Annotated in this window: 14 protein-coding genes and 1 pseudogene; 5 read left to right on the forward strand and 10 right to left on the reverse strand. The window is 65.7% G+C overall.

All coding sequences use genetic code 11. The features are described from left to right. Window positions 1-22 precede the first annotated feature (22 nt). Together AB0362_RS18870 and AB0362_RS18875 are read right to left on the reverse strand one after the other, a co-directional pair. Window positions 23-949 (reverse strand): ABC transporter substrate-binding protein, encoded by a 927-nt coding sequence (locus tag AB0362_RS18870; protein WP_317810788.1) that lies wholly within the window; start codon window positions 947-949, stop codon window positions 23-25. A 74-nt stretch (window positions 950-1,023) separates the two neighbouring features. Then, window positions 1,024-3,321: an excinuclease ABC subunit UvrA gene (locus AB0362_RS18875; RefSeq protein WP_317810787.1), complete on the reverse strand. Its 2,298-nt coding sequence runs from the start codon at window positions 3,319-3,321 to the stop codon at window positions 1,024-1,026. A 173-nt stretch (window positions 3,322-3,494) separates the two neighbouring features. Here AB0362_RS18875 and AB0362_RS18880 point away from each other — a divergent pair, with 173 nt between their 5' ends. After that, on the forward strand, window positions 3,495-3,944 hold the full coding sequence (locus AB0362_RS18880; RefSeq protein WP_300515111.1) for a hypothetical protein: 450 nt from the start codon (window positions 3,495-3,497) through the stop codon (window positions 3,942-3,944). Window position 3,945: 1 nt separating this feature from the next. Here the strand turns inward: AB0362_RS18880 and AB0362_RS18885 are convergent, their stop codons facing one another. After that, a complete protein-coding gene (locus tag AB0362_RS18885) occupies window positions 3,946-4,485 on the reverse strand; it encodes a DUF2231 domain-containing protein (protein WP_317810786.1) in 540 nt (179 codons plus the stop codon). 89 nt (window positions 4,486-4,574) lie between these two features. Here AB0362_RS18885 and AB0362_RS18890 point away from each other — a divergent pair, with 89 nt between their 5' ends. After that, entirely contained in the window at window positions 4,575-6,071 is a 1,497-nt protein-coding gene (locus AB0362_RS18890) for an acyl-CoA synthetase (RefSeq protein ID WP_317810785.1), read from the forward strand. Window positions 6,072-6,078: 7 nt separating this feature from the next. Here AB0362_RS18890 and AB0362_RS18895 read toward each other — a convergent pair whose 3' ends face one another. The 3 genes and pseudogenes from AB0362_RS18895 to AB0362_RS18905 all read right to left on the reverse strand — a co-directional run. Next, complete coding sequence (locus AB0362_RS18895; protein WP_262498606.1) at window positions 6,079-8,028, reverse strand: DUF222 domain-containing protein; 1,950 nt, start codon at window positions 8,026-8,028, stop codon at window positions 6,079-6,081. A gap of 45 nt (window positions 8,029-8,073) precedes the next feature. Then, entirely contained in the window at window positions 8,074-8,325 is a 252-nt protein-coding gene (locus AB0362_RS18900; RefSeq protein WP_255183390.1) for a DUF3253 domain-containing protein, read from the reverse strand. 15 nt (window positions 8,326-8,340) lie between these two features. Further along, window positions 8,341-8,508: pseudogene (locus AB0362_RS18905) on the reverse strand (DUF2256 domain-containing protein); the annotation flags it as partial. Between AB0362_RS18905 and AB0362_RS18910 the strand changes: the two are divergent. Then, a complete protein-coding gene (locus tag AB0362_RS18910) occupies window positions 8,492-9,058 on the forward strand; it encodes a peptide deformylase (protein ID WP_149407866.1) in 567 nt (188 codons plus the stop codon). The pseudogene AB0362_RS18905 and the gene AB0362_RS18910 overlap by 17 nt on opposite strands. Window positions 9,059-9,071: 13 nt before the next feature. On the opposite strand, the gene AB0362_RS18915 is transcribed toward AB0362_RS18910, so the two are convergent. After that, window positions 9,072-9,512 (reverse strand): hypothetical protein, encoded by a 441-nt coding sequence (locus tag AB0362_RS18915; protein ID WP_317549281.1) that lies wholly within the window; start codon window positions 9,510-9,512, stop codon window positions 9,072-9,074. After that, entirely contained in the window at window positions 9,512-9,844 is a 333-nt protein-coding gene (locus AB0362_RS18920; protein ID WP_068047049.1) for a hypothetical protein, read from the reverse strand. The genes AB0362_RS18915 and AB0362_RS18920 overlap by 1 nt, the downstream gene beginning before the upstream one ends. A 107-nt stretch (window positions 9,845-9,951) precedes the next feature. On the opposite strand from AB0362_RS18920, the gene AB0362_RS18925 reads away from it, so the two are divergent. Further along, on the forward strand, window positions 9,952-10,365 hold the full coding sequence (locus AB0362_RS18925; protein ID WP_068047047.1) for a hypothetical protein: 414 nt from the start codon (window positions 9,952-9,954) through the stop codon (window positions 10,363-10,365). Window positions 10,366-10,507: 142 nt separating this feature from the next. Next, the gene (locus tag AB0362_RS18930) at window positions 10,508-11,776 is read left to right on the forward strand and encodes a DUF4185 domain-containing protein (protein WP_149407864.1); all 1,269 of its coding nucleotides are present in this window, start codon (window positions 10,508-10,510) and stop codon (window positions 11,774-11,776) included. Here AB0362_RS18930 and AB0362_RS18935 read toward each other — a convergent pair. Both AB0362_RS18935 and AB0362_RS18940 read right to left on the reverse strand, forming a co-directional pair. Continuing rightward, on the reverse strand, window positions 11,709-12,371 hold the full coding sequence (locus AB0362_RS18935) for a hypothetical protein (RefSeq protein ID WP_149407863.1): 663 nt from the start codon (window positions 12,369-12,371) through the stop codon (window positions 11,709-11,711). The genes AB0362_RS18930 and AB0362_RS18935 overlap by 68 nt on opposite strands. Beyond that, window positions 12,368-13,324, reverse strand: coding sequence for a hypothetical protein (locus tag AB0362_RS18940; RefSeq protein WP_231893684.1), 957 nt, complete (start codon window positions 13,322-13,324; stop codon window positions 12,368-12,370). The genes AB0362_RS18935 and AB0362_RS18940 overlap by 4 nt, the downstream gene beginning before the upstream one ends. Window positions 13,325-13,596 lie beyond the last annotated feature (272 nt).

Raw genomic sequence — 13,596 nt, forward strand, 5'->3', positions numbered from 1 at the left:
CGTTACCCCATCGTCGCTGGGTTCACGCCGGAATCTGCTGCATCACTGCGGCGACGGCCTCGACCTGGTCCGCGATGCGGGGGCCCCACCGACTGGACAGATCCTCGTCCATCGGGAAGATCCTGCCGTCTCGGACGGCGGTCATCGATCCCCACCCCGGTCGAGCCGCAACCGATTCGGCTGTGACGCCGCAGCATTGGGCGTCGGCCAGGAACACGACATCGGGATCCGCGGTGATCACCGATTCGGCGGACAGTTGGGGGTAGTCGCCTGCGCCGGAGCCGTCGGCGATGCTGGTCAGACCGAACAGACCGTAGATCTGACCGACGAAGCTGGCGCTCGACACCGTGTACAGCGTGTCGTCGAGTTCGTGGAAATACGTCAGGGGCTCGTAGCGCGCGGGGACACTCGCCACGGCGGCATCGATTCGGTCGCGCATCTGTGTGACCACCGCGTCGCCCTCGGCGTCGTGCCCGGTCGCGTCCGCGACGAGCTCGATCTGCGAGTACGCGTCGTCGAGGCTCGTCGCGGCCGGGACCAGCAGCGTCGGGATACCGGCCTCGGCCAGAGTGGACGTCACCAGGCCGAGGTCGGTAGAGGTGATCACCAGATCGGGGTCGTACGCGACGATCGCCTCGAGGCTCGGTGTGAACGCCGACAGCCCGGTCTTCGGTGCGTCGGCGGGATAGTCCGACTGATCGTCGACGGCCGCCACCTGCTCACCGGCCCCGACGGCGTACAGGGTCTCCGTCGCCGTCGGGCTCAGCGAGACGATCGAACGAGGCATCGCGTCGATGGTGACGGTCCCGCCGTCCGAGCCCGACGCGATCGTCCTCGGGAACTCCCCGCTCGACGCCGTAGCCGAGGTGGTCGCCGGCGGGGAGTCGGCCGTCGTGCTGCCGCAGCCGGTCGCGACCAGCGCGACGACCGCGAACCCTGCTGAGATCATTCGTGCCGATCGACGCTGCACTGCCACTCCTGTGTGTCCGATGCCCCTGGAGCGCCAACACTATCGGGTGGTGGTCACCGGCCCAGGCTCCGTGCCAGGTACGTGCCGGTGTGGGTGTCGGAGACCACCAACTCGTCGACGGTTCCGGTGAAGGTGATCAGACCGCCGTTGTGCCCGCCGTCGGGGCCGAGGTCGATGACCCAGTCGGCGGCGGCTATGACGTCGAGGTTGTGTTCGATGACGATCACCGACCTGCCCTCGTCGACCATCCCGGACAGCAACGCGATCAGGTTCGACACGTCCGACGGATGCAGACCGGTCGTCGGCTCGTCGAGGACCAGCACCGGTGACGACCCGACCAGTTCGGTGGCGAGCTTGAGCCGCTGCCGCTCGCCACCGGAGAGCGACGACAGGTTCTGGCCGAGCGAGAGGTAGCCGAGCCCGACGTCCCGGCACCGGCGCAGGATGTCGCGGATCTTTTTGACCTCGAAGAAGTCCTGGGCGTCTTCTACGGACATCTCGAAGATATCGGCGATGCTGATGCCGTCGACGGTGTGTCGGATCGCGCCCGACCGAAATCGCCTGCCCTGGCACGTCTCGCAGGTGCTCGTCACCGGGTCGGTGAACCCGAGATCGGTGAAGATGACACCGCTGCCCTGGCAGTCGGGGCACGCGCCGTCGGAGTTGGGCGAGAACAGCGACGGCGGCTGGCCGGTCTTCTTGGCGAAGTACGCGCGGATCGGATCGAGCAGACCGGTGTACGTCGCGGGGGAAGAGCGCCGCGATCCGCGGATGGGTGCCTGGTCGATGATGACGGCGTCCGGTGCGGCCTCACGGAGGTGCCCGTGGATGAGACTCGACTTCCCGGAACCGGCGACGCCGGTGACGGCCGTCAGGACTCCCAGCGGAATGTCGACGCTGACGTCGCGCAGATTGTGGGTGCTGGCTCCCGTGATGCTCAGCCAGCCCGAAGCAGTTCGGGGAGTACGCAATACGACATCCTCGCGCCGCAACGCGGCACCGGTCCTGGTGTCGGCGTGGCGCAGCTCGTCGTAGGTTCCCTCGAACACGACTGTGCCGCCCGCCTTTCCCGCGCCGGGGCCGATCTCGACGATGCGGTCGGCGATGGCCATGACCTCGGGGTCGTGCTCGACGACGAGGACGGTGTTGCCCTTGTCGCGCAGCGCGAGCAACATGTCGTCGAGGCGGTGGACGTCGCGGGGGTGGAGGCCCGTGGTCGGTTCGTCGAAGACGTAGAGCATGTCGTTGAGGGTGGCTCCCAGGTGGCGGACCATCTTGATGCGCTGGGATTCACCGCCCGACAGCGACGACGTCGCGCGGTCCAGGCTGAGGTAGCCGAGACCGAGATCGACGAGTCTTCGCAGCTGCGTGACGATTTCGGCGGTGACGGTACCCAGGCCGTCGATCTGCCACCCGTCGATGCGGTCGGCGAGCTCGGACACCTGCATCGAGAACGCGTCGGGCAGAGACAGGCCCTCCAGGGTCGCGCCGCGGATGGTCTCGTTGTAGCGGGAGCCGCCGCAGGATTCACAGACCCCGCGCGTGACGATGCGCTCGAACGCGAGCTTGGCCTTGCCCTTCAGGGCGTCGGCGTCCTTGGCCAGGTAGCTGCGCCGGAAGCGGGACACGATCCCCTCGTAACTCTTCATGACGGCGTCGGGGTTGAGTACCTCGAACTCGCCGGGTTTCGCGTCGAAGAAGATGTGGCGCTCGCGGGAGGAGTACTGCTCGATCGGGACGTCGAGATCGAACAGGCCCGAGTCGGCGAACACCCGATACGGCCATTTGCCGACCTCGAAGTCCGGATGCTTGAACGGCCCCTCGCGCAAGGACTTCGACTCGTCCACCAGTTCGCCGAGGTCCACGACCTTCGCCTCGCCGAGCCCCTCGCACTCGAGGCACATGCCGGCCGGGTCGTTGAACGAGAACGCGTTCGCGAACCCGATCGTCGGGGTGACGCCGCGGGACCACAGCATGCGCAGCCAGTCGCCGATGTCGGTGATGGTGCCGACGGTCGAGCGCGGGCCGCCGAACAGACGCTTCTGATCGACGATGACGACGGCCGACAGGTTGGCGATGAGATCGGCGTCGGGACGGCCGTAGGACGGAAGGAACGTCTGCGCGAACGCGGTGAACGTCGAGTTGATCTGCCGTTGAGCTTCGGCAGCGATGGTGTCGAAGACGAGTGATGACTTCCCTGACCCTGAGACGCCCGCGAAGACGACGAGCGAGCGTTTGGGCAGGTCGAGGTTCACGTTGCGGAGATTGTTCTCGCGTGCTCCGCGAACGAGGATCGTGGACAGTTCGTCGATGGATGGCTGAGTCGGTGTCGTCGGCTGGGCCTGGGTCATGTGCGCTTCGGTCGCCTTTCGCCGCCCCCGACGCTGGTTCGCCCGGGGCCGACGCAGTTTACCGTACGGTGTACGGAAACGCCACCGATGGACGGGAAGTAACAGACTTACCGGTCTGACGATCTCCCATGGGTACCGGTTGCGCCAGGCCATCGGTCGGTCGAAGGGTTTTCATGACGAGCAGTAGTCGTTCCCGCGTGCACTCGGTCCTCGCGCTTGCCCTTCCTGCGCTCGTCCTCGCGGGCTGCGGATCCACGGACTCCGCCGAGCCCGAAGTCCGGACCGAAGTGCGGACCGTGACCGTCGAGGCGACCGCGCCCGCACCGACGCCGGTCGACAGGATCGTTGTCCCGGACACCACCGCGTCCGAGCCGCCCGCGGCAGAGCCCGTCCTCGCCGCCATGCCTTCGGTCGTGTGCATGAACTTGCAGTCCGCCCAGAACGCGATCCAGGCGGCGGGGATCTTCTACTCCAGGAGCGTCGACGCGTCCGGTGCGAGCCGGATGCAGGTCAACGACTCGAACTGGATCGTTGTGGCGCAGGATCCGCAAGCAGGGGTGCTCGTCGGTGAGGGTGATGCTCTGCTGTCCGCGGTGAAGATCGGGGAGCCGAACAACTGCTGATCTATCGGCGGATGCTGTGCTTGCCTGCCGGAGCCGGTTCCTGCTCGGTCGAGCTGTAGGCGAGGTGGCCTCCGATGAGACCGCCGACGCTCGCCGTTGCCAGACCGGCAGCGGCCAGGGCCTTGGCGGTGCCATCGGTTTGCTTCCGGCGCCGCAAGTAGGAGCCGAGGAAGAGGAAGACGCCGGTTGCGTTGGACGCCGCGTGGATCATCCCGACGCGGCGCTGGCGGGTGTTCATCGTCGACCAATCGGCCCATCCGGTGGCGATGGCTGCCGGCGCGGACACAAGCCCGAGGGAGATGACCAGCTTGCTCGCCCTGGACTGGTGGTTCAGCAGATTGAGGACGACGGCGCTCGTCCAGCTTCCGATGGTGACGTTGACGAGAGCCGGGTGGATGGGGTGACCGATCCACCGGCCGCGTAGACCTGCGCCGACGGCGGTGTCGTCCAGTGCGGTTTTGAGGACACTGTTGATCGCATTGCTCGCTCCGTCGAGGAACGAGGCAGATTCGAGGCTGTCGAGGGCTTGTTTCGCTGTCATGTCTTGCCGCATGCCCCAATGGCATCGATCGAACCCTGAGGGCAGCCAAACACGGCACGAGATGCTTGGACGTCCTATAACGTCGGGTGATGAGCAGCGGAACACGAGTGAACACCGTCGACGGCGTCCTGCGGCGGTCTGCCGCGAAATTCCCGGACCGCCTCGCCGTGACATTCGAGGGACGCAGTCACACCTATTCAGAACTCGATACCGCGGTCACCCGCGCCGCTCGACGACTGATCGCGTTGGGATTGAACAAGGGTGACCGCGTGGCGGCGTACGGCGTCAACTCCGACGCGTACGTGGTCGCGTTCCTCGCCTGTGCGCGAGCCGGATTGGTGCACGTCCCGATCAACTATGCGCTCGTGGGCGACGAATTGAAGTACCTGTTGCAGCAATCGGGTTCTCGGGCAGTGTTGGTCGACCCGGAGTTGGCGGGCACTCTCGATTCGGTTCGCGGCACGCTGAGCATCGAGCACGTGGTCTCCCTTCCCGATGTGCTGGGAATCGACGGCGACGGCTCCGAACTCGAACCCGTCGCCGATGCGACCGACCTCGCTCAGTTGCTCTACACCTCCGGGACGACGTCGAAACCCAAGGGCGCGATGATGTCTCACGGCGCGCTGGTCGCGGAGTACGTCTCGTGCGTCATCGCGCTCGGGTTCACCCAGGACGACGATCCGCTGCTCGTGATGCCGATGTACCACTCGGCGGGGATGCACGTGTTCATGCTGCCGTACCTGTCGGTGGGTGCCACGGTCCGCTTGATGCGCAGGCCCGACGTTCCGGAGATCCTGCGCCGGATCGAAGAGGAGAGGATCAAGTCTCTGTTCCTGGCGCCGACGGTGTGGGTTCCGCTCGCCAATCACCCCGATCTGGCGACGCGCGATCTCTCGTCGTTGAAGAAGGCACAGTACGGGTCTTCGATCATGCCTGTCACCGTTCTCACTCGGCTGCGTGAGCGGTACCCGGACATCGAGTTCTACAACTGCTTCGGGCAGTCCGAGATCGGGCCATTGGCAACGGTATTGCAGCCCGAGGAGCACGAGGCGCGGCCGGCGTCGTGCGGACGTGCGGTGTTCTTCGTCGAGACCCGCGTCGTCGATGCCGACGGCAACGATGTGCCGGACGGCGAGCCCGGTGAGATTCTCTACCGTTCTCCTCAGTTGTGCGACGGCTACTGGGACAAGCCGGAGGCGACGGCAGATGCGTTCTCGGATGGGTGGTTTCATTCCGGTGACTTGGTGACACGCGACGCCGAGGGGTTCATCACCGTGGTCGACCGGATCAAGGATGTCATCAACACCGGCGGCATCCTCGTCGCGTCCCGCGAGGTGGAGGATGCGATCTACACCCATCCGGCGGTCGCCGAGGTCGCGGTGATCGGGACGCCCGACGACAAGTGGATCGAGGCGGTGACGGCCGTCGTCGTGCTCAAGGACGGAAGTGAGCTGTCGTCGCAGGTGTTGATCGACCACGTGAAGGGGCGGATAGCGCCGTTCAAGGTACCCAAGACCGTCACCTTCGTCGACGAATTGCCGCGCAATCAGAGCGGAAAATTGCTCAAGCGTGAGCTGCGCAGCTGACCTGTTGTCACGCTGCGCGACGTTTTCGGCGGTGGTAGCTGGGGATGGGTTGTCTTGTGGGGTCGATGGATTCGGGTGGGATGGCATAGGGGTGTCCGTCGTCGCCCATGAGCAGTTGCCAGTCGCCGTGGTGGACGAGGCGGTGGCATTCTCCGCAGACCAGCGCGAGGTTGTTCAGGTCGGTGCGGCCGCCGTGTTCCCAGAACTTCATGTGGTGGGCCTGGCACCACTGTGCGGGGCGGCCGCACATCACGCAGCATCGATCGCGGATGGTCAGGGCGATGCGTTGGTCGTCGCTGGCGAGTCTGGTGCTGCGGCCGAGGGCGAGGGGGACGCCGTGGTGGTCGACGATGACCGGGGTGAGGTCGGCATCGCAGGTGAGAAGTTCGGCGAAGGCGCGGCTCATCGGCCCGGTCCAGTCGAAGTGGAACGGCCAGTCGGCATCACCGGGCTCAGGTGCAGACCTCTGCCCGCAATGGTCACCGGCACCAGCGCTGGGACCGACACGATCGCCGCGGGGATCACCGTTCCGTGGACCGGCACCGACACTCCCACTCACGTGGTGCCCGCCGTCAGCGCGAGCAATGGGAGGCGTGTCGGTATCACCGGTCTGTGAGTTGCCGCCGGCACCAGCATTGCTTTCGCTGGCGTAGGGACCGCCGCCAGCATCGTCGGGACCCGTGTCGGCATCACTTGTCCGTGAGTTGCCGCCGACACCAGCACTGCTCCCGCTGACGCGACGACCGTTGCCACGATCGGGACCGGCCTCGGTATCACCGGCCCGTGAACTGGCATCGGAACAAGCACGACTCTTGCTCACCTGGTGCCCGCCGTCAGCGCCAGCCACGGGAGGCGTTTCGGTATCGCTCGTTTGTGAACTGTCGCCGAAACCAGCACGCTTCCCGCTAACGCGACGACCGTTGCCACGATCGGGACCGCCCTCGGTATCGCTTGTTTGTGAGTGGCCGCCGGTACCGGATGCCGTCGAACCCGTTGTTGCGCTGTTCGATTGCGTGTGTCCGCGGTCGGCGAGCAGGTCCCGCAGCGGGACGATCAGGTGCACCGATGCCCGCGACCCGCCCGCCGATCCGCGGCCACCACCGCTCAGGTGCCGGTCGAGGATCCGATCGAGTGCGTCCGCCCGCCGCTTCGACGGACCACGTCGATCGCGTTCACCTCCAGGGCCGGGCTGCGGCGCGGTCAACGCCGACAGCGCGGTGAGCAGCTTCTCGGCCAGGAGCCGGTCGACGTTGCCACCCATCTGGAAGCGGCCACTGGCAAGCGGGTGAACATCGAAACGGTTCAACTCCGGGTTCTCCGACACCGGTATCGGCGGCGGTCCAGCTGGAACAGGATCGGGCCCAGCAGGTTCGGGCTCACTTGAGCCACCTGCATCACCCGCGCCACCGGCATCAGCTCGGGTCGCCCGGTCCCGCTCCTGTGTCCGCTCCTGTTCTTGTCGTTGCTTCTCGGCCTGCTCGTGGCGGGCTCTGGCGTCCTCGGCCGCGGAATGCGCCAGTGCCTGCGCGCGGGAGGCGACCTGCCCGGCGGTGCTGCGCATGGCGGTTTCGAGCAGTTCGGCGACGACAGCCTCGCGGCGTTGTTCGTCGAGGGTGGGGTCGGCGACCACCACGGTGGCGTAGCCGTCGGCGATCGCCGAGGCGTGCGCGGCGTGGATATCGCCACCTGCGAGGGCATTCAACACGCTGGGCCGGTCGGTGAGCCACTGCCCCAGCTCCATCTGACGGGCCGCGGACCCGTCGGTGATGCGCACCGATCGCGCGTACCACCGGGTGACCGACGAGTAGCCGAGTTTCATAGCCAAACCACGCCGGTCCATCTCCGCCAGCAGCGTCAATCGCGTTGCAGCGAGCTCGTTTTCGAGGGAGGACACGCCAGCGAGCTCGGAGACCAAATCCTGGTCACCGAGCCCGAACACATCCCCCCATGTCTTCACACCACGAAAGCTATACCCACCCACCGACAACTTCTGTGTCGCTGGTCAGCGCGTCCATCGGATGCGGATGGGCCCCTTCGCGGTCGACGGATCGACGACGGATCCTTTCTGGGTGATCTCGACTTCTCCCGCGTCGACCATGCGGCGGGCGGCGCGGCGGACGGGCTCCATCAACTCACGCCAATTGTCGTCGGACAGTGCTCGTGCGACGTCGGAAGGGCAGATTGTGGAGTCGCGGGATCGGGCGTCGAGCAGGGAACGGATCTTGTCTTCGAGTTCCTTGTCGGTGGTGCTCACCTTGTGCCGCCGGCATGCGTCGCTGCAGTACTTGATGTCATCCCAGTTCTTCTCCCACTTCTTGCGCCATTCGATTCGCCGTCCGCAGGATGCGCAGACCTTGTCCGCGGGGTGAGCCGTGGGGGAGCGACGGGAATGAGCCATGCTTCGACAGTAACCTTCTCGCATGGCGATTCGACCCATCCTCGTTGCCGGCGACCCACGTTTGACGACCTGTGCGGCTCCCGTCACCGAGTTCGACGCGGAGTTGGCCGCGTTCGTGGAGGACCTGTTCGAGACCAACACTGCGGCGCACGGCGCCGGTCTTGCCGCCAACCAGGTCGGTGATCCGCGTGCGGTGTTCGTCTACGACCTGCAGGACGGCGGAGTCCGTCATCGCGGGCACGTGGTCAATCCAGTGCTCGGGACATCGGCGATCCCGGAGACGATGCCGGACCCCGAGGACGGTGAGGGGTGTCTGTCGGTCCCGGGGGAGCGGTACCCGACCGGCCGTGCGGACTGGGCCCGCGTGACCGGTGTCGATGTGGAGAACAATCCCGTATCCGTCGAGGGGCACGGCTACCTGGCGCGGTGTCTGCAGCACGAGTCCGACCATCTGGCCGGTCACCTGTACCTCGACCGTCTGATCGGCCGCAGTCAGCGCGCAGCGAAGAAGATGATCAAGGCCCGAGGGTGGGTCGGGCCCGGCAACAGTTGGATGCCCGGGTCCGACTCTGACCCGTTCGGATGGTGATCTGATCCGTCGGTCAACATGCCCCGGTGATTCCGCACGCCGCTGCGCGTTCCAGCTTCCAACGGCCCTCGGAGACAACGAAGTCGATGGAGGACACTCGCCCGACGGACGTTCCGCTCGCCTCGACCCGGCCGGGTGCGACGACGTCGATGCGGTCGAACGACGCCTCCGACATGATCCCACCGCTGTCGAACACCGCGGCATTCTCCTCGGCAGATCCCTCGAGCGCGTCGGCGCGGTCGGACCGCTCGGCGGTCCAGTCGAAGACGGTGCGGAAGATGGCGGTCGCCTCGTCCGGGGTCGGGATGGCGGAGGATGCGACGGAGGGAGGAGGTGCCGGGAACGACGACGGCGCAACGTTCACCGCCGCCTCGATGGTCGGCTCGGGTTGCGTTGCAGCGCAACCGGTAAGGGCGACGAGAGCCAGTCCGCACAGGGTGCGGCCGGCGATCATCAGAACGGGTTATAGACGTAGAGCGTCCGATAGTCCCATTCCGACGATCCGGCCGGGATTCGAATCTGAGTGAGGACTCGCCCGTTCTGGGTGCACCAGCTCTGGCCGTGGAACGACGAGCAGTCGATCTGCTGGCTCGTGCCGAACGGGCTGACGATCAACGATTTGGCGCTCGCTGCACCGTATGCCGCAGGGTCGAGGGCGCTCACGAAGTTCGCGGTCGAGTCCTTGGGTCCGAACGGGTTGTCGTCGGGTGCTGCGGACGCTGTCGACGCGACGAGCACTGCGCCGCCGATCGCCAGCGCGACTCCGGCGAGGACCTTCTTCAGCATGGTGGCTCCGTTCGTTTCGAGCGCGAATGCTCAGTGCTCATGGAATCGGCTGCAACCGACCGCGCGTTACGAACCGGCATCTCCCCCGAGGCGGCACACTGGAGTGCATGACAGCACTCGAAGCGCCCATCGTTGCCCAGCAGCTCGGCCGTCGCCTCGCGGTGTGGGGCGGTGGGAGTGTGCTCGCCGGAACGATGTTGGCGTTGCGCGGGTCCTCGCCTGCCCGGCGGGCGTTCGGGTTGCAGACGGCGGGGTGGGGCGCGATCGATCTGGCGATCGCGGGTGCAGGCGCGCTGAGCTCGAAGCCCCCGACGGCCGCGAGTTTGAGTCGGCTGCTGTGGATCAATGCCGGTCTCGACGTTCTCTACATCGCGACCGGTGCGCACATCGCCGTCAGGAAGCCTCGGTTCGGCGGCCGGATCACTGCTGACCAGGCCGTGGGTCACGGCACTGCCGTCGTCGTGCAGGGCGCTGCACTGCTCGCGCTGGACACGACTCACGCCCGCATGATTGCCGGCTAATCACACGAGTGTCATTCTCTCCGTAGGTGTTTTGTCAAGTACCGACATGCCCGATTTGTTGCGCGATCAGTAGATTTGCGTAACACTCGTCCCATCAGTCACATCAGTATCGTGGGTCACACGGGAAACGGTGGGTTCGTCTATGCGTGTACGTAGTCGGCAGATCGCTGTCGGGGCTGTCCTGGCGCTGGCAGTGAGCGGACTCAGCGCTTTGACTGCGCCCACCGTGTCGGCCGAACCGTGTGGTGGGCTCGGCGGGCCGGGCTCGTCTCCGCTGTTCGGGTCGTCGGGCAGCGCGGGCATGTCGGGTAAGAACCCGCAGGGTCCGCAGGGGCCGCTTCCTCGGATCACCGGCAACACGCAGAGCATCGCTTGGGTCACCGGTCCGCAGAGTGTGAACAACACCTACAACGACCTTGCGATGTCCGGTACCGACCTCGGGATCAGCTGGGACAACGGTGCCGGCCAGATCCTGATGGCGTTCGGTGACACGTTCGGCGACTGCTCCTCCGGCAATGCCCAGTGGCGCAGCAACGCGCTGTTCCGCTCGGACAAGGCGTCGACGAACTTGGCGCAGGGCATCGAGATCGGTCCAGCCGATCCCGCGGACAACACGTCCGGTGCCGTCGTGCGTGCAGACAACCCACGCTATGCGGCCGAGATCATCTCGAGCGCAAAGCTACCCAGCGTCGAGGACACGACCATCCCCACGGCGGCCATCGCGATCGGCAACACCCAGTTCATCAACTACATGTCGGTGCAGAGCTGGGGCACACCCGGTCGCTGGGTCACGAATTACTCCGCGACCGCGAAATCCACTGACAACGGCCAGAATTGGACGACGGATCCCAGGACCATCCGCGTCAACAAGGGTGTCACCATCCCCGGCTTCACCAACGTCCACGAAAGCCAGGGCAAGTTCCAGCAGAGTGCGTACGTCCTGGGCCGCGACGGCGAGTACCTGTACCAGTTCGGTACTCCCAACGGACGATTCGGCGACGCCTTCGTCTCGCGGGTCGCGCCTGCGGACATCGAGGATCTCGACGCGTACGAGTACTCGACGCAGGATCCGGATCCGACGAAGCAGTGGTCGAAGAACATCGGCGATACAGTCGCCGTCGTCAAGGGCCCGGTCAGTGAGATGTCGGTTGCGTGGAACGACTACCTCGGCCGCTACGTGATGATGTACGGGGACGAGAACTCTCGCACTCTGGTCGCTCGAACGGCAGACAACCCCGAGGGTCCGTGGAGTGCGCCGAGGACCATCCTCGACGCCAATCAGACGGCCGGCGGCATCTACGCGCCGTTCATTCACCCTATGTCGAGCGGAAAAGACCTGTACTTCACTGCTTCTCGGTGGTCGGACTACAACGTGCTGCTGTTGAAGACGAACCTCGATGCGCTGAAGTGATCTGCATCGATCGTTCGATCGCCGCGTAGAGGTAGGCGTCGACGTCCAGATCGAGGTCTGCGCCGAGCAGTCCGCGGCGAGTGGTCGAAAGATACCTGCTCGACGGTTCGCCGGGCTCGCGCACGGTCGAACTGGTCAGCGTGAAGGCGGACCTTCCGTGGATGTCCGGAAGCCGTAGCAGTGCATCATATTTCCCGCGGAAGCTCTCGCCCTCTCGGTCCACTGTCAGCTGCGCCCACTGTCCGATGGCGAGCGTCTCCGTCGCCCCGATATCGACGGCTGCGACGACGTTCTCGACCGCGGCCAGATGAGCGAACTGGGCTCGCTCGATCAGATATCCGCGCCCTACAGAGCGATTCGCCGGATCGACCGTCGTGCAGATGAATGCGGACGCTCCGGTCCAGCGCCGGGAGACTCCCGCGAAATACAGCGCATGATCGATCCACAGCCATCGTTCTTCGGCGGGTGGTGACGCAGTGGGTGCCGGTGGGTGCGCACCGAATTCGGAGCGCTCGTCGGACCCGGTCAGGTAGGTATGGAACCTCTCGCGCAGCAGGTTGGACCCGTACGAGACGTACCACAGCCGATCGGTCACTCGGTCTCGAACAGCTGCCGGTATGCCTCGGCGAGCAGGTCGGACGCGAGGTCGTGGTTGTGTGATGCTGCGCCCGTTGAGTTTCCGGATCGCATCAGCCGGGCGTTGAGACCGTAGGCGAGGTCGTCGAACGCGTCGTCGTCGATGCCGAGGTCGACGTCCACGTCTTCTTCCAACAGAGCGCCGAGGTCGATCGACCACGACCACACGCGTTCGTCCCGGTGCGGACCGCGTCCTGCGCTGACCGTCTCGTTGGAGACCTCGAGCTGCTCGTCGGTGCGGTCGCGCGGAACGTTGGTGTTGATGCGCAGGTCGAGTTCTATGGTGTCGTCGTCGTGCACGATCTCGTCGACGCGGAGCGTCTCGAAGCCGCCGCATGTCAGCGTCACCAAGCGTCGCGGACCGGTCTCGGCGAGGTCTTCGGACAGGGCAGCGATCTGCCACAGGTACTTCTCGGTGTTCGCCGGGTCGGGGATCGAGGAATTGATGTAGTCGGCCACGATGCTGCGGATGGCGGGGTACGCGATGTGGTCGGACAGTTCCCAGAACTGCCTGCGTGCCTTGCCGACTGCCGTGTCGAGCAACGTCGCCCGCTTGGCTCTTTCTTTCGGCAGTGCGGATTTCGCGCTCGGTGCTTCGCCGATCGCGCCAGGATCGGAAGGGCGTTCGCGGAGGCGGGTCAGGCGCGACACGAGCTCCTGCAGCTGCTCCAGCTGATCTGCAGTTCCGGCCGCGAAATCGAGTGCCTCGATGTCGGCCCACACGTCGAGGTCCGCGGCGAACCGCGCGGCGACCGAATCTGCGTAGCCCGCGTAGGCCGAGCCGTCGGTGAAGTGCAGAACGTAGAGCCCGGCTCGGTGTTCCTTGGCCGCGAAGACCGTGGCGATGGATCCGGCGTCGGTGACGTCGAATCGTTCGTAGGCGAATCCGTCGGGTGTGGCAGCTGCGGTCATGGTCGTGAATCTACCGATTCGAGTGGAGAGCACCTATTTTCCACCTACGTCGCTTTATCGACTATCCGTTCCTCGCGCAGACGTATCAGGTGAACCCTTCCGAAGTGGCGCGTCGAATCTTGCTCGACGACCTCGCCGCCGTCACCGCTGTCTGGTGGTCCGCGATCGGCGGCAGCGATCCGAGTTGAGCTGCTGAGCAATTGCCGCGACGCGTGATCGTAACTGCCGAGAAACACCTCCGGTCTACGTTCGGGTTTCGGACAATTCAGGAG

Origin of the sequence: Rhodococcus sp. NPDC079359 (assembly GCF_040702585.1) — a bacterium.
GTDB lineage: Bacteria > Actinomycetota > Actinomycetes > Mycobacteriales > Mycobacteriaceae > Rhodococcoides.